16 protein-coding genes and 1 tRNA gene are annotated in these 18,277 nt (G+C 59.1%); 12 read left to right on the top strand and 5 right to left on the bottom strand.

Translation table 11 applies throughout. The features are described 5' to 3' along the window. The first annotated feature begins 227 nt into the window (after window positions 1–227). The gene (locus CK911_RS04320; protein ID WP_098969104.1) at window positions 228–2,240 is read left to right on the top strand and encodes a methyl-accepting chemotaxis protein; all 2,013 of its coding nucleotides are present in this window, start codon (window positions 228–230) and stop codon (window positions 2,238–2,240) included. 69 nt (window positions 2,241–2,309) lie between these two features. On the opposite strand, the gene CK911_RS04325 is transcribed toward CK911_RS04320, so the two are convergent. Beyond that, window positions 2,310–3,185 (bottom strand): 6-carboxytetrahydropterin synthase, encoded by an 876-nt coding sequence (locus CK911_RS04325; RefSeq protein ID WP_042022178.1) that lies wholly within the window; start codon window positions 3,183–3,185, stop codon window positions 2,310–2,312. 79 nt (window positions 3,186–3,264) lie between these two features. Between CK911_RS04325 and CK911_RS04330 the strand changes: the two genes are divergently transcribed. The 5 genes from CK911_RS04330 (at window position 3,265) to CK911_RS04350 (ending at window position 8,700) form a co-directional block, all read left to right on the top strand. After that, the gene (locus tag CK911_RS04330) at window positions 3,265–4,608 is read left to right on the top strand and encodes a dihydroorotase (RefSeq protein WP_042022181.1); all 1,344 of its coding nucleotides are present in this window, start codon (window positions 3,265–3,267) and stop codon (window positions 4,606–4,608) included. 112 nt (window positions 4,609–4,720) lie between these two features. Continuing rightward, window positions 4,721–4,797: transfer RNA gene (locus tag CK911_RS04335), tRNA-Pro, on the top strand. Window positions 4,798–5,072: 275 nt separating this feature from the next. After that, entirely contained in the window at window positions 5,073–5,504 is a 432-nt protein-coding gene (locus CK911_RS04340; RefSeq protein WP_098969105.1) for a hypothetical protein, read from the top strand. Window positions 5,505–5,707: 203 nt separating this feature from the next. Next, window positions 5,708–6,967 carry a dicarboxylate/amino acid:cation symporter gene (locus tag CK911_RS04345; RefSeq protein ID WP_098969106.1) on the top strand — a complete coding sequence of 420 codons (1,260 nt, stop codon included), beginning with the start codon at window positions 5,708–5,710 and terminating at the stop codon, window positions 6,965–6,967. A gap of 104 nt (window positions 6,968–7,071) precedes the next feature. After that, window positions 7,072–8,700, top strand: a complete 1,629-nt coding sequence (locus tag CK911_RS04350) for a methyl-accepting chemotaxis protein (protein ID WP_098969107.1) — start codon at window positions 7,072–7,074, stop codon at window positions 8,698–8,700. 68 nt (window positions 8,701–8,768) lie between these two features. Here CK911_RS04350 and CK911_RS04355 read toward each other — a convergent pair whose 3' ends face one another. Further along, on the bottom strand, window positions 8,769–9,371 hold the full coding sequence (locus tag CK911_RS04355) for a DUF924 family protein (RefSeq protein WP_098969108.1): 603 nt from the start codon (window positions 9,369–9,371) through the stop codon (window positions 8,769–8,771). 254 nt (window positions 9,372–9,625) lie between these two features. Here CK911_RS04355 and CK911_RS21330 point away from each other — a divergent pair, with 254 nt between their 5' ends. The 4 genes from CK911_RS21330 (at window position 9,626) to CK911_RS04365 (ending at window position 12,751) form a co-directional block, all read left to right on the top strand. Continuing rightward, the gene (locus CK911_RS21330) at window positions 9,626–9,766 is read left to right on the top strand and encodes a hypothetical protein (protein ID WP_172953953.1); all 141 of its coding nucleotides are present in this window, start codon (window positions 9,626–9,628) and stop codon (window positions 9,764–9,766) included. A gap of 1 nt (window position 9,767) precedes the next feature. After that, window positions 9,768–9,908, top strand: a complete 141-nt coding sequence (locus tag CK911_RS21335; protein ID WP_172953954.1) for a hypothetical protein — start codon at window positions 9,768–9,770, stop codon at window positions 9,906–9,908. Window position 9,909: 1 nt separating this feature from the next. Further along, entirely contained in the window at window positions 9,910–10,830 is a 921-nt protein-coding gene (locus CK911_RS04360; protein WP_098969109.1) for a DUF808 domain-containing protein, read from the top strand. Between the two features lie 124 nt (window positions 10,831–10,954). After that, the gene (locus CK911_RS04365) at window positions 10,955–12,751 is read left to right on the top strand and encodes a M3 family oligoendopeptidase (RefSeq protein ID WP_172953955.1); all 1,797 of its coding nucleotides are present in this window, start codon (window positions 10,955–10,957) and stop codon (window positions 12,749–12,751) included. 63 nt (window positions 12,752–12,814) lie between these two features. Here the strand turns inward: CK911_RS04365 and CK911_RS04370 are convergent, their stop codons facing one another. Then, window positions 12,815–14,221, bottom strand: a complete 1,407-nt coding sequence (locus tag CK911_RS04370; protein WP_098969111.1) for a nucleobase:cation symporter-2 family protein — start codon at window positions 14,219–14,221, stop codon at window positions 12,815–12,817. Window positions 14,222–14,705: 484 nt separating this feature from the next. Here CK911_RS04370 and ycfP point away from each other — a divergent pair, with 484 nt between their 5' ends. Together ycfP and CK911_RS04380 are read left to right on the top strand one after the other, a co-directional pair. After that, window positions 14,706–15,245 carry an alpha/beta hydrolase YcfP gene (gene ycfP, locus CK911_RS04375; protein ID WP_042022510.1) on the top strand — a complete coding sequence of 180 codons (540 nt, stop codon included), beginning with the start codon at window positions 14,706–14,708 and terminating at the stop codon, window positions 15,243–15,245. Window positions 15,246–15,320: 75 nt separating this feature from the next. After that, complete coding sequence (locus CK911_RS04380; RefSeq protein ID WP_098969112.1) at window positions 15,321–16,613, top strand: NAD(P)/FAD-dependent oxidoreductase; 1,293 nt, start codon at window positions 15,321–15,323, stop codon at window positions 16,611–16,613. Between the two features lie 85 nt (window positions 16,614–16,698). Here the strand turns inward: CK911_RS04380 and CK911_RS04385 are convergent, their stop codons facing one another. Then, the gene (locus tag CK911_RS04385) at window positions 16,699–17,340 is read right to left on the bottom strand and encodes an energy-coupling factor ABC transporter permease (protein WP_098969113.1); all 642 of its coding nucleotides are present in this window, start codon (window positions 17,338–17,340) and stop codon (window positions 16,699–16,701) included. 93 nt (window positions 17,341–17,433) lie between these two features. Then, a complete protein-coding gene (pflA, locus tag CK911_RS04390) occupies window positions 17,434–18,231 on the bottom strand; it encodes a pyruvate formate lyase 1-activating protein (protein WP_082186804.1) in 798 nt (265 codons plus the stop codon). Between the last annotated feature and the right edge of the window lie 46 nt (window positions 18,232–18,277).

Raw genomic sequence — 18,277 nt, forward strand, 5'->3', positions numbered from 1 at the left:
AAAATTGAATTTTAGCCCCGAGAGGCTCCCGACAGGAGGCGAGTCGCTCAGCAAGTGTGACACAAGCCGACATTTGACACCGCCAATGCCTAATTCCCTTCAGTTACTGTTAAAAATACCGATAGCCGGAGGGACGTCATCTGCACTGCCTGTTCAGGGTGGTCTGCAGGGTATCAAAAGGACGGGGTACTCAGGCAAGGGACTTTTGCATATACAGCGGGACAATAATGAAACAAACCATGTCAAATCTCTCCATTTTGCAGCGCGTCTATCTGGGCTTCGCTATTTTAGTGGCCGTGATGGTGGCCAGTTCACTGCTCACATTTCGTAGTCAGCAGACCCTGGGGAATGCGCTGGATCAGGTCACCCAGCAGTCGATGCCGCTGGTGATCGCCAGCAGTCAGACCCAGATCGCCCTGCTCAGCGCCAACAAGTGGCTGGGGGATGTGCTCACCGAGCAGGATCCCAAGCTGTTGCCCACCGAGGTGGCGGAGTTAAAACAGGCCAAGGCCGAGGTCGACAAGATACTAGGCACCCTGCGCCAGCAGCTGGCTCATCATCCTGAGTTGCAGGGGGAGATGGGGGCCCTGGGCCAACAGGTCGACCGCTATTTGCAACTGACCGACACCCTGCCCGGTGAACACGAGGCGTTGCTGGCCCGACTGCACAAGGTCAATCTGGCCAAGGGGCAGTTTCAGGTCAGCTTGCCCCAGTTCAAGAAGAATCTGGGTGACATGATGATCACCATCGACGACAGCTTCATCAAAATGCTCTCCGAGACCCTGACTACCAAGCTTTCCGCCATCGAACTCTCCACCATGGATGCTCTCAACCAAAGCATTCCGGCACCCATTGAAGGGGCGCTCAAGCGCAACAAGATGCAGATCGAAGGGTTCAACAGCACCATCAAGGATCTGCAAGGGGAGCTCAAGAACTTCGACAACGACATGGGCCACTATGTTCACGGCTTTGTGCGTGACACCACCGCCAGCGAAGGGGTGCTCTCCCAATATCTGGCACTGATGAAGCAGCAAGAGCAGATGCGGGAGAAGAGCAAGCAGGCCAGTGCCCTGATCGTCGAGATCCAGAACCGGCTTGAGCGGATCACTGGCCAGAGCCAGCAGTTGATGGGCCAGAGCATTGCGCACGCCAGAGCGGTGCAGAGCCAGAGCACCCTGACCCAGGGTGCCAGCATTGCTGTTGCCATCCTGATCGCCATGCTGGTGGCCTACACCCTGGGCAAGGCCATTCGCCGTCCGCTCAAAGAGCTGCTGCAGGTACTGACCTGTGTGACCCGGGGCGATATGACCCAGCGCATCGGTTTTCGCAGCAACAACGAATTTGGTCAGTTGGCTAGCCAGATCAACCTGCTGATCGCCCAGATGGGGGAGGTGCTGGCCCAGCTTTCACAGGCATCGACCCAGCTCAACGATGCCGCTCATGGCAACCGTCACACCACCGAATTGGTGCGGGCGGATCTGGAGAAACAGCGGCAGGAGACTGCCTCGGTCGCCGCGGCCATGACCCAGATGGAGGCCTCGGTGCGTGAAGTGGCGCAGGCGGCCAACCAGACCCTGGAGCGGGTGCAGGATGTGGAGAAGGCCTCCGAGATGGGACGCAAGGTGATGGCGGGTAACATCACCACCACCCATCAACTGGCGGGCAAGTTGCAGCAGACTGGCAAGGTGATTGGCGATGTGAGCGCCATGAGCAGCCAGATCGGCAATATCCTCGATGTTATTCGCGGCATCGCCGAGCAGACCAATCTGCTGGCCCTCAACGCCGCCATCGAAGCGGCGCGGGCCGGCGAGCAGGGGCGCGGCTTTGCGGTGGTGGCGGACGAGGTGCGCAGTCTGGCGGGTCGCACCGCGCAATCCACCAGCGAGATCCAGACCATGATCGAGAACCTGCAGCAGGGGGTTGCCAAGGCGGTGACCGTGATGCAAGAGTGCTCCCGCGAGATGGACAGCTGTGTGGATCAGAGCTCTCATGCCAACAACGCCATGGAGGAGGTGCAGGGGATCGTGGTGCTGATCAGCGACATGTCGAGCCAGATCGCCTCTGCGGCCGAGCAGCAGCAGGCCACCAGCGCCGATATCGCCACCAACCTCAACCGCATCTCCGATATCTCGGATCTCAACTATCAGGGGATTGAGCGGGTGGCCGCGACCAGCCAGCAGCTGGACTCCCTGGCCGAGCAGCAGGAGAGCCTGGTCAAGCGCTTTCGCCTCATCGCCTGATGAGTCGGAACTTAAAAAACAAGGCCCCGCAGATGCGGGGCCTTGTTGTTAATGGGGTTAGCTGAGCGCTTATGCGTAGGCGATAGCGCCTTTGCCGACCCCTTCATAGGCGACAATTTTGACGAATTTATCGCCCACCATCTGCTTCACTTCGCGGGCGATGTAGCAGGCCAGCAGCTCGACCGTGGTGTCGGTGTCGATCATCTCCACCTCGGCGGCGGGAATGGCCAGCTGGAACAGCCCTTGCGGTGCCACATATTTGAAACCCAGATGGTGATCACCCAGCTGAGTATTGGCGCGAGGGCTCAACGCCAGCTCGGTCAGCGCCACCTTGTCCTCTTCGGTGCCGAGGTAGATATCGCTCCAGCGTTCGGCCCAGTTGAGTTCCAGTTCATCATCGCGCTCACCATCCACGTGGATCTCGATGGGAGAGCGGTGGCCGTGGGCGATGCGCTGGCAGTTGCCATCGTGCTTTTTCAGGCCGTGGCTGTAGTGGTAGAAGGCACCGGTGATCACCTCCTGACGCAGGGTCAGAGAGAGATCCTTGATATTGTCCGGCAGCCGTTTGGCCAGTACCGCCAGCAGGTAGCGGGTTACCGACTCTTTATCGACCTGGGGGGCTTCAATAAAGGCAAAGCCCTGGGTCGGGCAGCGCAGGTGGATGGAGCGCTCCGGGCGCAGCAGATCCACCGTGCTTTCGTCACCGTCCAGAGTCTCGATGTGGATCAGCGGGCACTCGGTCGGCACCAGCAGCTTGTGATCCACCTCTTCATCGATGATCGACTTGATCAGCTTCTTTACCCGGCCAAAGTCCAGCAGCATGCTCATTTCGTTGAGCTCACCGCTCATTTCGATATCTACCAGCCAGCTCTCGCCCACCATGCCGCGGCGTTCGCACAGGTAGCTGGAGTCGATCACGGTCAAATCTCTTACAAATAACTTCATCAGTCAGGCCTTGCTATAGCGAAAGGGCAGTTTGCGATATTATGACTCGCGATTATCGGCAAAGGAACTGGAACCCCCCATGAACAAACTGCTTATCAAGAATGCCACCCTGGTCAACGAAGGCCGCATCTATGCCTCCGACGTGTTGATCGAGGGGGAACGGATTGCCCGCATTGCACCCGATATCGAGGCGCCGGATGCGCTGGTCATCGATGCCGCAGGGCGTCACCTTATCCCCGGAATGATCGATGATCAGGTCCACTTTCGGGAGCCGGGATTGACCCACAAGGGCACCATCGCCAGTGAATCCCGGGCCGCCGTCGCTGGTGGCACCACCAGTTTCATGGAAATGCCCAACGTTAATCCCCAGACCACGACCCTTGATGCCCTCGAAGCCAAATACCAGATCGCTGCCAACTCCTCTGCGGCCAACTACAGCTTCTATCTCGGCGCCACCAACGACAACCTTGAAGAGATCAAACGGCTCGATCCCAAGCAGTCCTGCGGGGTCAAGGTGTTCATGGGCTCCTCGACCGGCAACATGCTGGTGGATAATCAGGAGACCCTGGCGGCTATCTTCCGCGACTGTCCGGTGATGATCGTCACCCATTGCGAAGACACCCCGACCATCGCCAAGGCCGAAGAGGCAGCGCGGGCCAAGTGGGGCGAGGATGTGCCGATGGGCGAGCATGGCCGCATTCGCAGTGACGAGGCGTGCTACAAATCCTCCAGCATGGCGGTGGCGCTGGCCAAGCAGTACGGCGCCAAGCTGCACGTGCTGCATCTGACCTCCGCCAAGGAGCTGTCGCTGTTTACCGCCAGCCACGATCTGAGCGAGCTGAAAGACAAGAACATCACCGCCGAGGTGTGTGTCCATCATCTGTTCTTTAACGACACCGATTACGACACCCTGGGCAGCCAGATCAAGTGCAACCCGGCGGTGAAGAGTACCGCCGATCAACACGCGCTGCTCGATGCGGTGCGCAATGATGTGCTCGATATCATCGCCACCGACCACGCCCCCCACACCTGGGAAGAGAAGCAGAACAGCTACTTCAAGGCGCCGTCTGGCATTCCGCTGGTGCAGCACTCCCTGCAGGCACTGCTGGAGCTCTATCACAACGGCGTGTTCAGTCTGGAGACCATCGTCAAGAAGACCTCCCACGCGGTGGCCGAGCGCTTCCAGGTCGAGGATCGCGGTTATATCCGCGAGGGTTATTTCGCCGATCTGGTGCTGCTGGATCTGGGTAAGCCATTTGTGGTCAACGATGACAACATCCTCTACCACTGTGGCTGGTCGCCCTTCAACGGCTACCGCTTCCATAGCACGGTGGAGATGACTCTGGTGAACGGCCAGATCGCCTGGCAGAACGGTCAGGTCAGTGACGGGATTTTAGGCAAGCGGCTGACCTTTAACCGCTGATCGTTCGTAAAGCAAGCGAACGCACCATAGACGGGGTTTTGCTCTCTTTTCCTTGTTGACAGGGCGGGGTCATCTCCATAAACTCTGCCCCCGTCAGCCGAGCTGACTCCGTCGGTGTGTAGCGCAGCCAGGTAGCGCATCTGCATGGGGTGTAGAGGGTCGGAGGTTCGAATCCTCTCACACCGACCAAATTCCCCGGTAAAGGCCTTGTCAAACGACAAGGCCTTTTCTTTTGCGCGCAATTTGGCGCCTGTGTGGCCCAGACAGGTGCAGACAAGCGAGGCAGGAGCGGCGGGTCGAGTCGAGCAGACGAGTAGAGGAAACAGATAGAGGATACGGGCAGAGGAAACTGGCACTGTGATTGTGCCGTCACCGGGGTTTGTGCTGTAGTAACGGCTCCGTTGCCCACATCCCAGCCGAGGTCCTCTGTGCCTGCTCTCCTGTCAAAAGCCGTTTGTCTGCTGATGCTCACCCTGTTGCTGGGGGGCTGCGCCACCCCTTACCAGAGTGAAAAGTCGTTCTGGAATGGCCAGACCGGTTTCTCTCAGACCCGGCTTGGCTCGGACAAGTGGCAGCTGGAGTTTGTTGGCAACGATCTGGTGGACAGAGAGACCGCCCGCAAATATGTGCTCAAGCGGGCAGGGGAGCTGGCGCTGGCAGAGGGCTACTCCTGGCTCAAGGTCGATGAGCTGACTATTACCCGTGATGCCGTCAGCGTGACGCCGTCACGGCCGGTCTTCGGTTTTGACGAGGATGAGCCTGATCTCTTTATGGCCCAGATGCAGGTGCAGCACCGCATCTCGGCGCTGCTCACTTTCCGTCTGTTGCCACAGGCTGTCGATCAGCAGAGTCTGTCTGCTAAATATCTCGCAGAAATAAAAACAAGCAGTGATTAATAGTGGCTTTTTGCAAGATCCATATCACATACACCTAATGACAGCATAAAATTCTAGTGAAGCCTCTGGATTTAGCCCCTGCTTTTAGGCATTCTCCCAGCATACCGGCCGCCAGGAATCAACGGCCCGGATCACAAAAACGGACTGTAGTGGCTCCCACGCCATTGTTTACGGCTTGCACCAATCAAACCCGGGACTCCCCCATGAAAATGAATAAACTGACGGTTGCCATCCTCATCGCCATGATGTTTGGCATCCTAACCGGCCAGGGCTATCGCATGTTTGCCGCAGATCAGGCGGCGGATTTTGCCAATAACATCACCATCCTCACCGATATCTTCCTGCGACTGATCAAGATGATCATCGCCCCGCTGGTGTTCACCACCCTGGTGGTCGGCATCGCCAAGATGGGCGATACCCGCACTGTCGGTCGCATCGGCGCAAAGACCCTCGGCTGGTTCATGCTGGCCTCCCTGATGTCCCTGAGCCTGGGTCTGGTGATGGTGACCCTGATGCAGCCGGGCGTGGGCCTCTCCCTCTCCCTGCCCAATGACACCGCCAGCTCGGGCATTGCTGCCGGTGCTATTACCCTGAAAGATTTTGTGACCCACGCCATCCCCAAGAGCGTGGTCGAGGCGATGGCCACCAACGAGATCCTGCAGATCGTGGTGTTCTCGCTGTTCTTCGGTCTCGCTGCCGCTGCGCTGGGCGATCTGGCCAAGCCGGTGGTGGTGCTGATGGCCAGCGCCGCCGAGATCATGTTGAAAGTGACCGGTTACGTGATGAACTTTGCGCCGTTCGCGGTATTCGGTGCTATCGCCGCCATGGTGGCCAAAGAGGGGCTGGGTATCCTGGTGACCTACGGCAGCTTTATGGCCCAGTTCTACATCGCGCTGGCTTGCCTCTGGCTGCTGCTGATCGCCATGGGCAGCATTTTCCTGCGTGGTCGCGTCATCAAGCTGCTGGCGATGATCCGCGAACCCATCCTGCTGGCATTCTCTACCGCCAGTTCTGAAGCTGCCTATCCGAAGACCCTGGATCGTCTGGAGAAGTTTGGTTGTGACAAGCGTATCGCCAGCTTCGTGCTGCCGATGGGTTACTCCTTCAACCTCGACGGTTCCATGATGTACTGCACCTTCGCGGTGATGTTCATCGCCCAGGCTTATGGCATCGAGCTCTCTATGGCCCAGCAGATCACCATGCTGCTGCTGCTGATGGTCACCTCCAAGGGGATGGCCGGGGTACCGCGGGCCTCTCTGGTAGTGATTGCCGCCACCCTTAACCAGTTCCATATTCCGGAAGCGGGCATCCTGCTGTTGCTGGGTATCGACCACTTCCTCGACATGGGCCGCTCTGCTACCAACGTGCTGGGTAACGCCATCGCCGCCAGCGTGGTTGCCAAGACCGAAGACAGTTTGGGTGAGACCGAAGATCTGGGTGACAGTGAACCGGTCAAGGCCTGATCACAAAGCCATGAAAAATATACAACAACGGCCCGCCAATGCGGGCCGTTGTTGTATATGGCTCGTCTACACTGCTAGAGAGTTTCCATCTGGAGTGTACGGTTATGAATATCGCTCGCCGACTGCAACTGATAGCCCTGCTGGTTATCCTTGCACTCATTTTTCTCAGCTGGTTCAGTATCAACCGCCTCGATTCGGCCAACCGGGATTTAGGCTATGTGACGGACAATACGGTGCCGAGTATTTCGCTGATCAAGGAGGTACAGGCCGATTTCTATGAATTGCACTCGCTGGTGCAGACACATGTGCTCAATACCGACACCGGCAAGATGCAGCAGATCGAAACGGGTATTACCGAGATACGGGGACAGATCAATTCACTGCTCGACAAATACAAAGCCGAGCTGCTCTCCAATGATGAAGATCGGCGCCTGACCGACGATGATCAACGTATTGTCGCGCAATATTATCAGGAGATAGACAAGGTTCTGCAGCTCTCCCGCCAAAACAAAAATGATGAAGCAAGAGACATGCTGGCGGGAGAGGCATACGGACTGTTCCAGCAGTTTGCCAAGGCGATTGAGCTTCACGTTACCTTCAATATTGATTTGGGATTGGAACTGAAGGCGCAAGGCAAGGAAAACTACGACAACAGCATGCAAACACTGCTGTTTATCGCCGGTGCTACCACAGTGCTGACGTTGGGACTGTTTGTCTGGTTGTTCAATCAGGTAGCCAACCCCCTTCGCACCGCCATGGATACCCTGACCCGGATCCAGCGCGACCTCAACTTTACCCTCAGAGCGGATGTCAGACAGCAGGATGAGATTGGCCTGACCCTCAATGCGGTCAACCGGCTGCTCGATACGTTGCAACAGACATTTACCGAATTTTCCGTCGGCAGCTTGCAGATCAAGAGCACCGCCGAATCCCTCTCCCAGGCGGCGCAACACTTGGCCAGCTCGGCCAGTCAGGCCAGTCAGGCCAATGATGCCACCAGTCTGATCGCCGCTGGTGTTGAAGAGATGACGGTCAGTATCACTGACATCTCCCAGCGCACTCAGGAGACGAGCCGTATCACCAACGAGTCAGGACAGTTGGCGACTGAAGGGGGCAGGACCATCGATCGTACCGTCCATGCCATCAACGAGATTGCCGACTCGATCAGGCAGGCCTCGGCCGAGGTGAGTGCGCTGGGGGAAGGCATTTCGCGCATTGGCGGTGTGGTCAGCGTGATCCGCGATGTCGCGGGGCAGACCAACTTGCTGGCCTTGAACGCGGCCATTGAGGCGGCGAGGGCTGGGGAGTCAGGCCGCGGATTTGCGGTGGTGGCGGATGAGGTGCGCAAGCTGGCGGAGCGTACGGCGCAATCCACTCAGGAGATATCGGCCACGGTGGAGGCCATTCAGCAGGAGTCCAACAATACGGTCTCTCGCATGAATCTGGTGGAGGAGAAGGTGAGTCAGGGGGTCGCCATGGCGACAGAGAGCGGCGCCATCATTTCCGAGATCCGCAGTGCTTCGCACCGGGTCATGGATCAGGTGGGTGAGATCACCAACGCTATTCGCGAGCAGAGCGCGGCCGCCGAGTCGATTGCTCATCAGGTGGAGCAGATAGCTCAAGTCGTGCAGCAGACCAGTAGCACAGCGGAAGAGACCTCGGCTGCGGCCGAGGAGCTCAATGTCACTACTGATAGCATCCACCAGCAGATATCACGCTACCGCATTCAGTAACGCCGACTATTGTTGTCCATCTGCTCTCCCCGCCAGCCATCTGGCGGGGATTTTTTATATGGCGGGTGTCAGAAGCCGGAGCCCGGTTGCTGCAAAAATGCCACCTCTTCCGGCGTGCTGGTGCGACCCAGTATGTCGTTGCGGTGGGGGAAGCGGCCAAAGCGCTCGATGATCACCTGATGGCGGCGGGCAAAGTCGGCAAATCCGGCGAAAGTCGCTTGCGCCGGTGTGCCAGCCTGCTCCGCTGCCAGCGCCTCGAACAGCGCCACGCTTCTGGCTTGCTGTTCACGGGATTCGGCATGTTCCAGCGGCAGATAGAAGAAGACCCGCGCCAGTGGCGAGAGGGATTGGTCAGCCCCGATGGACAATCCTTTCAGGCAGAGATCCCGTGCCAGCGGATCCTGGGCAAAGGCCGCAGGTGTGCCGCGATGGATATTGCGCGGCAGCTGGTCGAGCAGCAGGATCAGCGCCAGCCGGCCGCTGGGTATATCGGCCCAGTGGGCGAGGCTGCCTTCGGCCGCGGCCTTTGCCAGCTCGCCGAAGCGGCTGGCCAGCAGGGCATCCGTTTCGCTGCTTTTTCCCCACCAGAGAGGGGCTTGCCGGGTGGCCCGGAGTACGTCATCGGCCTCGTTGCCAAACCAGAGATCGAGCAGAGGTTGCCAGGGTTGCATGGGAACTCCTTGAGGTGATTCAGAGGGAACCAAGATCAAATGGCTCAGGGGTGCTGCCGAAACGGCGGCTTCTCGTTACACTGTGCCATCTTTTGCCCGAAAGACGTAACCCCCGATGGCGAGCGCCCGATTCTTGGCGCGGCCGATGATGGCCTGCGCTCGCCATGAGGTGGCCCTGTTGCCCCCGGTGGTTATCGGGGGGGGATGTACACCTCTCTCCCGGGTTGTTCTCACTGATATAAGGAAGCTTTGATATGGCCGGAACCAGTTTGTTGGCCCTGCTCGATGATATCGCCAGCGTGCTCGATGATATGGCGCCGATGACCAAGGTCGTGGTGAACAAGCGCGAGACATTTTTCGGGAAGACGTTTCTCACTGATACAAGGGATCTTTGATATGGCCGGAACCAGTTTGTTGGCCCTGTTCGATGATATCGCCAGCGTGCTCGATGATGTGGCGCCGATGACCAAGGTCGTGGTGAACAAGCGCGAGACATTTTTCGGGAAGACGTTTCTCACTGATATAAGGAATTTCTGATATGGCCGGAACCAGTCTGTTGGCCCTGCTCGATGATATCGCCAGCGTGCTCGATGATGTGGCACTGATGACCAAGATGGCGGCGAAGAAGACCGCCGGGGTGCTGGGGGACGATCTCGCCCTCAACGCGGAGCAGGTCTCCGGGGTGCGCGCCGAGCGGGAGCTGCCGGTGGTGTGGGCGGTGGCCAAGGGCTCATTTCGCAACAAGCTGATCCTAGTGCCCGCCGCCATCGCCATCAGTGCGCTGGTGCCTTGGCTGATTACGCCGCTCTTGATGCTGGGGGGCGCCTACCTCTGCTTTGAGGGGGCCGAGAAGCTGGCGCACAAATTCCTGCCCCATGAGGCGAACGAGGGGGAGGCACACACAGCCCCCATTCCCGATGATTTGGCCGCGTTTGAGCAGCAGAAGGTGAAAGGGGCGATCCGCACCGATTTTATTCTCTCTGCCGAGATCATCGTCATCGCCCTTGGCACGGTTCAGGGGGCGAGCCTCGCCCTGCAGCTCTCGGTGGTGGCGGGCATCGCCCTGCTGATGACGGTGGGTGTATACGGGCTGGTGGGGCTGATCGTCAAGCTCGACGATATCGGCCTGCACCTGCTGCAAAAGCCCGATGGCAGCGCCCTGCGCCGCGCAGTGGGGCAGGGGCTGCTGGTGACGGCGCCGCGCCTGATGCACCTGCTGGCACTGGTCGGCACCATCGCCATGTTTATGGTGGGGGGCGGCATTCTGGTGCATGGCTGGCCTTTTGCCCATCACCTGATCGAAGGGGCTGCCGCTGTCGTTGCCACCCTGCCGACCGTGGGGGCCGTACTGGCGGCGGTGACGCCGACCCTGCTCAACGCCGTGGCCGGTGTGGTGGCGGGTCTGCTGCTGGTTGCGGTGATGACGCTGGTGAGCCGTCTTGCCCCGGCCAAGGGATAAGGGAGCTTGCGGGCTATTTTCTCTTTTTTTCCTCTCTTCATTTTTTGGCCTGCGGGACGCTCGGTCTCGGGCTTGCTGCCCGCAGGCCTGTTGCGCCTCCCGATGAAGGCCTTTGCGAGAAGCTATGTATCAACAACAGTGGAATAACGACCATATCTACCCAGGCCTCGACAGCCCCGAGCTGGAAGCGGACATGCGCGCCGCCCGCCACGCGCTGGAAGAGCTGGCCAGCTATATGGCGGGTCTGGACGGGGTGCGCGGCGATGACGCTGCGCTGCAGGATTTTTTGCGGGAAGTGCGGCTGCGCGCCCGTGATATTCGCCATATTGGCTGGAACGTCGCCATTCTGGCGGCGTGTCGCGGCAGTCAGGATGCGCGGGATCCGCAGGCCAAACAGCTGGCGTCCCGTGCCCGCGCCCTCAACGCCGATCTGTTCAAGACCCTGGCGCCGGTGGACGATCTGATGCTGGCACTGCCGGAAGAGCAATTCGCCGCGCTGATGAGGGATCCGCTGCTTGGTGAGGAGGCGTACCGCCTGCGCCATGAGCGTCGTTTACAGGATCAGCGCCTGCCGGTGGCGGCGGAGCAACTGGTGATCGGCCTTGGCACCGATGGCTTGCACGCTTGGGGCAACCTCTACAACGATCTGGTGGGCAAGATCCGCTTAACCATTGATGGCCGCGAGATGGGGCTGGCCGAGGCGAGCAATCTGCTCTCCAGCCCGGTGGGGGCCCTGCGTCTGGAAGCCTTTGATGCCATCAGCGCCGGTTGGGAAGGGGAGCAGGAGACGGTTGCCGCCATCCTCAATGCCCTCAACGGCTGGCGGCTGGAGCTGGCCCGTCAGCGCGGCAAAACCCGTGTGCTCGATGCGCTGGATCTCTCCTGCCACCAGAGCCATATCGAGCGCGCCACCCTCGATGCCCTGATGAGCGAAACCTGGCGGGCCCGTGGGCTGGGTCAGCGCGCCCTGGGGCTGATGGCTGCGCGGCTCGGACTCGACGAGCTGGGGCCGGAGGATCTGTTTGCACCGCCTCCGGCCGCCAGCAGCCGCGAGATCCCGTTCGAGGAGGCGATCGAGTTGATTGCCGATGCCTTTAGCCGTTTCGATCCCGAGATGGGGGCGTTTGCCCGCATGATGGCCGAGAAGGGGTGGATTGATGCGGCGCCCACGCCAAATCGCCGCACCGGTGCCTACTGCACCAAGTTTGCCGCGCCGGTGGAGCCGCGGGTCTTTGTCACCTATGCCGGTACCATGGACAACGTCATCACCCTGGCGCACGAGCTGGGCCACGCCTGGCACAACTGGGTCATTCGCGATCTGCCGATGAGCCAGCGCAGCTACCCCATGACGCTGGCGGAGACCGCCTCCATCTTTGCCGAAACCCTGGTGTGCAGCGCCCTGTTCGAGCAGGCGCAAAGCCCGGAAGAGCAGCTGGCCATCGCCTGGGCGGAAGCCGATGGCGCCGCCACCTTCCTGGTCAATATCCCGGCCCGCTTCGATTTCGAGCAGGCCTTGGTGGCCGAGCGGGTGCAGGGCTATGTGCCGGCAGAGCGGCTCAAGGCGTTGACCGACGAGGCGTGGGGGCGCTGGTATGAGGGGAGCCTGACCCGCTATCACCCCATGTTCTGGGCGGCCAAGGCGCACTTCTCCATCGCGGGGCTGGGTTTTTACAACTACCCCTATCTGTTTGGCTATCTGTTCAGCCTCGGGGTCTATCAGCAGTTGATGAGCCGCAAAGCTGCAGGGGAAGAGGGGGTGGCCGAGGCGTATCGCGCCTTGCTGCGCGATACCGGCCGGATGAGCGCCGAAGAGCTGGTGGCCAAGCATCTGGGGCAGGATATTCGTGAGGCTGCCTTCTGGCAGGGGAGTCTGGCACAGGTGGCGCAGGCGGTAGAACGCTTCGAGCAGCTGCCCGCCTGATTGGCTGAGCTGTGATGTGAGTAACAGGCCCCCGGACCGCGAGAGTGTCCGGGGGCCTGTTTGTTATGCCTGCTCCTGCTCCGGTTTGACCGGACCGACCAGCAATGGCTTGGTCTGGTGAGTCAGGTCCGGTTGGTAGCCGTTGAAGAAGAGGTTGAGCACCACTGAACTGATGGTAGCTAGCAGGATGCCGCTATGGACCAGTGGTTGCAGCGCTGCCGGAAAGTGCTGGAAGAAGTTCCCCGAGACCGTCGGGATCATGCCAAGACCGAGGCTGATAGCGACAATGTAAAGGTTGTGGCGGTTGCTGTTGTAATCAGCACGGGCAAGGATGCGAATGCCGGTCGCCAGCACCATGCCAAACATCACTATGCCAGCGCCGCCCAGAACGAAAGGAGGGATGGAGGCAACCATCAATGACATTTTTGGGATCAGGCCAAAGGCGAGCAGGATCCCCCCCGACATCACGCAGACCCAGCGGCTCGACACCCCGGTCACGCTCACCAGCCCGATATTCTGGGAAAACGAGGTGTGGGGGAAGCTGTTGAAGACCCCGCCGACGATGGTGCCGATGGCATCGACCCGCAGCCCGCGCACTATGTCGCCGCGACTGGCCGGATGGCCAACGATGTCACCAAGGGCCAGAAACATTCCCATCGACTCGATAAAGGTGATCAGCATGATCACCGTCAGGGTGGCGATGGAGATGGGGTCGAAGGTGGGCCAACCAAAGGCGAACGGCACTATGGGAGCAAACCAGGCCGCGTCGCCGAGACCGTCGAGGCTCACTTCGCCCATACCGATGGCCACCACGAAGCCGAAGATGATCCCGAGCAGCACCGAGATATTGCTGAAAAAGCCCTTGGTGAAGCGGGTCACCAGCAAGATGAAGGCGAGCACCGCAAAGCTGGTGCCGATATAGCGCAGGCTGCCATATTCCGGATTGCCCTTGCCCCCCGCCATCCAGTCGATCCCCACCTGCATGATGCTGATCCCGATGGAGGTGATGACCACCCCGGTCACCACTGTGGGGAAGAGCGGCATCAGTCGGCCGATCAGCGGCACCAACAGGGTGGAGATGATACCGGCGGCGATGGTGGCGCCAAAGATGCCGGTCAGCCCCAGATCCGGGTTGGCACCGATGGCCAGCATCGGCATCACGGCGGCAAAGGTGACCGACATGATGACCGGCAGCCGGATCCCGGCAAAGCGGCCAATCCCGACACATTGCAGCAGGGTGACGATGCCACAGCAGAAGAGATCTGAACTGATGAGATAGGATATTTGATCTTTGGGCAGCCCCAGACTGCCGCCAATCACCAGTGGCACCGCCACGGCGCCGGCATACATCACCAGCACATGTTGCAGGCCCAGGGTAAAGAGCTGGCCCATGGGGAGCATGCGCTCCACTTCATCCACCGGGTACTTGCGCGCACCCGGTCGGGGGGAGGGGGGATTGGTCTCGTTCATGAACACAGCACTCCTTGAAGCCTGTACAACAGGCACAGGCAAGATAGTGAAAGTCGCAGCTTTCCCGGTCATTGATAGCGAGCATGGTCTGACGTACCCGATCCATCTGCAGGTGTGATGAGGGGATCTGGTGCTGGTGTGGGTCAGTGCACAAAACATGCACAACGCCGGTCATGAGCGAAAACGTTTGGCTGTAACGCTTTGTTTTTGTGGGGTGAGTCACATCCCGATCCGATAAATGACCCTGGTCAGGGGGCGGCGTTCGCAGCGGCATCTCAGATTGGTAAGCGTTTTATCATTATCGATCTGGCGATCTCACTTTGATAGCTGCGCCGGGGAAAGAGCCTGATGGCGCCCCCTTGCCCCAGTGCGTAATCAGGGGGCGGGCGTGATCCAAAGCAAGAAAGTGCGATGTTTTGGTGGCGCACGGGGCTGCCGCTGGGGTAGTTTCGATAAAACCGACACAGATCTTGAGGTCTTATCCATGATCATCTATCTGCATGGCTTTGATGCCACCAGCCCCGGCAATCACGAGAAAGTGCTGCAGTTGCAGTTTATTGATGATGATGTGCGTTTCGTGCACTACAGCACGGTTCACCCCCGTCATGATATGAGCCACCTGCTTAAGGAAGTGAAGAAACAGCTCGACATGAGTACCGATCCCAAGCCGCTGATCTGCGGTGTGGGGCTCGGTGGTTACTGGAGTGAGCGGATCGGCTTTCTGTGCGGCATTCGTCAGGTGATTTTCAACCCCAACCTCCATCCGGCAGAGACCATGCAGGGCAAGATCGACCGGCCAGAGGAATATGACGATATAGGCACCAAGTGTGTAACTGAATTTCGTAATAAAAATTCAGGAAACTGCCTGTGCATCCTTTCCGTTCAGGATGAAGTGCGCGATAATCGGGACACTGAACGTGAATTGAAGAACTATTACGACATTGTGTGGGATGAGCGCGAGACCCATAAATTCAAGAATATCTCGCACCATCTGCAGCGGATGAAGGCCTTCAAAGAAGCTTGAATCATCACGTCGACCGATTTCGTTTTAGGGAGCCACTGGCTCCCTTTCGTTTTGAGGAACCAAGGAAAAATCATCATGATGAATATTGTCGTTGTCGGCGGCGGCGCCGGTGGTCTGGAGCTGGCCACCAGTCTGGGTCGCAAGCTGGGCAAAAAGAACAAGGCCAAGATCACTCTGGTTGATCGTAACCGTACCCACCTGTGGAAGCCGTTGCTGCATGAAGTGGCCACCGGCTCAATGGACGCGGGCATCGATGCCCTGAGCTACCAGTCCCATGCCAAGAACCACGGGTTTGATTTCCAGCTCGGCACCCTGACCGACATCCTGCGCGACGAAAAGCGCATCGTGCTGGCGCCGATCCATGACGAAAATGGCGAGATCGTGGTCAATGAGCGCGCCCTGCCTTATGACATGCTGGTGATGGCCATCGGCTCTGTTTCCAACGATTTCAACACCAAGGGGATCAAGGATCACTGCATCTTCCTTGACAGCCCTTCCCAGGCCCATCGTTTCCACAACAGCATGATGAACCGCTTCCTGCAGTTCGCTACTGAATACAAACCGGGTGACAAGGTGAAAATCGCCATCGTCGGCGGTGGTGCGACCGGTGTTGAACTCTCTGCCGAGCTCTACAACGCGGTTGAGCAGCTTTATGCCTACGGCTTCAAAAACCTCACGGCCGATAGTTTGAAAGTGACTCTGGTGGAAGCGGGTCCCCGCATTCTGCCGGCCCTGCCGGAGCGTATCAGCGGCGCCGCCCATCAGGAGCTGGTCAAGCTGGGGGTCGATGTACGTACCGCCACCATGATCACCGAAGCGACCAGCGAAGGTCTGCACACCAAGGATGGCGAGCTGATTGAAGCGGATCTGATGGTGTGGGCGGCCGGTATCAAGGCGCCGGACTTCATGAAGGATATCGCTGGCCTTGAGAGCAACCGCATCAACCAGCTGGTGGTGAAAGAGACCCTGCAGACCACCCGTGACGAGAACATCTTCGTGATCGGTGACTGCGCCGCCTGCCCGCAGCCGGATGGCAAGTTTGTGCCACCGCGCGCTCAGTCTGCCCACCAGATGGCCAGCCAGGCGTTCAAGAACATTCTGGCCAAGATGAACGGTGGCGAGATGAAGCCCTACCTCTACCATGACCACGGTTCGCTGGTGTCCCTGAGCCGCTTCTCCACCGTGGGCAGCCTGATGGGTAACCTGATGCGTGGCTCCATGATGGTGGAAGGCTACATGGCGCGTATGGTCTACATCTCGCTGTACCGGATGCACCAGGTCGCCCTGCACGGCTACGTCAAGACCGGCCTCATCATGCTGGTGGGCCGCATCAACCGGGTGCTGCGCCCGACCCTGAAGCTGCACTAAGCCTGTAGCTGGCACAGTTCAGAACGTAACAAGGAGAGACCATGGTCTCTCCTTTTTTATGAGCCCTTGTCAGGGAAAATGCTGGCTAATGGCCCAGATAGGTGCGGTCGAAGAAGGTGTTGACCCAGTGGGGACGGTAGATGGCAAGCACCGTCATCGCCATGCCGTTGAGTAGGGCTTCGGGGAACAGCAGCAGTGGCCAGATGGAGAGGTAATCCGCCGTGATAGTGTGCCAGGGGTAGCTGTCGCTCAGCCCCATCAGCAGCGCGCTGGCCGCCACCTTGACCGAGATGGTGATGGCGCCGCCGAGAAACGCCGCCACGAAGATATAGACAAAGAGATGGCGCGGCAGCCAGGCCCAGCTGGCCAGAAACAGCAGCCAGCTGGTGGCCACTGGCAGGGCGATACCAACCAGTGCTTGCCAGCCAAAGTCAGCCAGATTGGTGACCCCGAAGTAGCCGAGTACCAACAGGGTCAGGCAGGGGGCGAGCAGCGCCAGTCGCCAGCCCAGCAACAGGGTGAGGGTGGTGAGCCCGAGAAAATGCACTTCCAGCCCCTCATGCAGACCGGCCCGTAACGTCCAGAGTGGTACCAGAGCGATGGCACTGCCCAGCAACAGGTGCTGATAGAGTGGGGTGTCATGGAGGGTTTGCCACAAAGAGCGGCGCAGGCTAAAGGCCAGTAGTACCAGCCAGATCAGGAGGGCGGCGAGTTGTCCTTCACTCATCTTGTCGTCCAGTCATGAAGTAGGGGTGAGTCCGGGCGGCCTTCCTGACCGGCCCATAGCAAAACAGGCTGACGAGTCAGCCTGTTTTCACCATCAATATTTGACGTTGTCGTGGTACTTGCCGAGGATGCCCTTGACCCGTTCCATGACCTCTTTACTGGGGGGCTTGATCCCGCTCAGCTCGTAAGGGTCGCCCAACACATCCCACTTGTGTTTGCCCAGCTCGTGGTAGGGGAGCAGTTCGATCTTCTCAACGCTCTCTCCCAGCTCGGCGATGAACTGGCCGAGCCCTTCGGCGCTCTCGTCATCGTCGCTCCAGGTCGGTACTACCACGTAGCGGATCCAGATAGTCTTGCCTTTGGCGGCCAGATAGCGGGCAAACTCCAGGGTATAGCGATTGCTGACGTGGGTCAGTGGAATGTGTTTCTCGTCATCGATCTGCTTGATGTCGAGCAGTACCAGATCGGTCTGTTCGAGCAGTTTGTCGACCTGTTCATCGAGATGACGGACGAAGCCGTTGGTGTCGAGGCAGGTGTGAATACCCTGCTCTTTACAGGCGGCAAACAGTTCGGTGATGAAGGCCGGTTGCAGCATGGCTTCACCGCCGGAGGCGGTCACACCGCCGCCAGAAGCATTCATGAAGTGACGATAGCTGGTGATGTCCTTCATCAACTCCGGCACTGTCACTTCACGACCACCCTGGGTATCCCAAGTATCGCGATTATGGCAGTACTTGCAGCGCATCAGGCAGCCTTGCATGAATACGATAAAGCGTATTCCCGGACCATCGACAGTGCCGCAGGTTTCAACGGAATGGATCCGGCCAAGGGTGCCTTGAGATGCGGCCGGTTGGCTGATTTCAACGGCGGGGATCCGATTAATGACAGTCATAGACAACTCCAACGATTCGAGCAGGACGTTATTTTATTACATAAAC

The organism is Aeromonas sp. CU5 (assembly GCF_002586745.1).
Lineage (GTDB): Bacteria > Pseudomonadota > Gammaproteobacteria > Enterobacterales > Aeromonadaceae > Aeromonas > Aeromonas sobria.

Bases quoted from the DNA above. Each gene is read 5' to 3' on its own strand.
- CK911_RS21330 (WP_172953953.1), top strand. From the start codon at position 9,626: ATGGCCGGAACCAGTTTGTTGGCCCTGCTCGATGATATCGCCAGCGTG.
- CK911_RS04345 (WP_098969106.1), top strand. From the start codon at position 5,708: ATGAAAATGAATAAACTGACGGTTGCCATCCTCATCGCCATGATGTTT.
- CK911_RS21335 (WP_172953954.1), top strand. From the start codon at position 9,768: ATGGCCGGAACCAGTTTGTTGGCCCTGTTCGATGATATCGCCAGCGTG.
- CK911_RS04330 (WP_042022181.1), top strand. From the start codon at position 3,265: ATGAACAAACTGCTTATCAAGAATGCCACCCTGGTCAACGAAGGCCGC.
- CK911_RS04365 (WP_172953955.1), top strand. From the start codon at position 10,955: ATGTATCAACAACAGTGGAATAACGACCATATCTACCCAGGCCTCGAC.
- CK911_RS04370 (WP_098969111.1), bottom strand. From the start codon at position 14,221: ATGAACGAGACCAATCCCCCCTCCCCCCGACCGGGTGCGCGCAAGTAC.
- CK911_RS04340 (WP_098969105.1), top strand. From the start codon at position 5,073: ATGCTCACCCTGTTGCTGGGGGGCTGCGCCACCCCTTACCAGAGTGAA.
- pflA (WP_082186804.1), bottom strand. From the start codon at position 18,231: ATGACTGTCATTAATCGGATCCCCGCCGTTGAAATCAGCCAACCGGCC.
- CK911_RS04355 (WP_098969108.1), bottom strand. From the start codon at position 9,371: ATGCAACCCTGGCAACCTCTGCTCGATCTCTGGTTTGGCAACGAGGCC.
- ycfP (WP_042022510.1), top strand. From the start codon at position 14,706: ATGATCATCTATCTGCATGGCTTTGATGCCACCAGCCCCGGCAATCAC.
- CK911_RS04380 (WP_098969112.1), top strand. From the start codon at position 15,321: ATGATGAATATTGTCGTTGTCGGCGGCGGCGCCGGTGGTCTGGAGCTG.
- CK911_RS04385 (WP_098969113.1), bottom strand. From the start codon at position 17,340: ATGAGTGAAGGACAACTCGCCGCCCTCCTGATCTGGCTGGTACTACTG.
- CK911_RS04350 (WP_098969107.1), top strand. From the start codon at position 7,072: ATGAATATCGCTCGCCGACTGCAACTGATAGCCCTGCTGGTTATCCTT.
- CK911_RS04320 (WP_098969104.1), top strand. From the start codon at position 228: ATGAAACAAACCATGTCAAATCTCTCCATTTTGCAGCGCGTCTATCTG.
- CK911_RS04360 (WP_098969109.1), top strand. From the start codon at position 9,910: ATGGCCGGAACCAGTCTGTTGGCCCTGCTCGATGATATCGCCAGCGTG.
- CK911_RS04325 (WP_042022178.1), bottom strand. From the start codon at position 3,185: ATGAAGTTATTTGTAAGAGATTTGACCGTGATCGACTCCAGCTACCTG.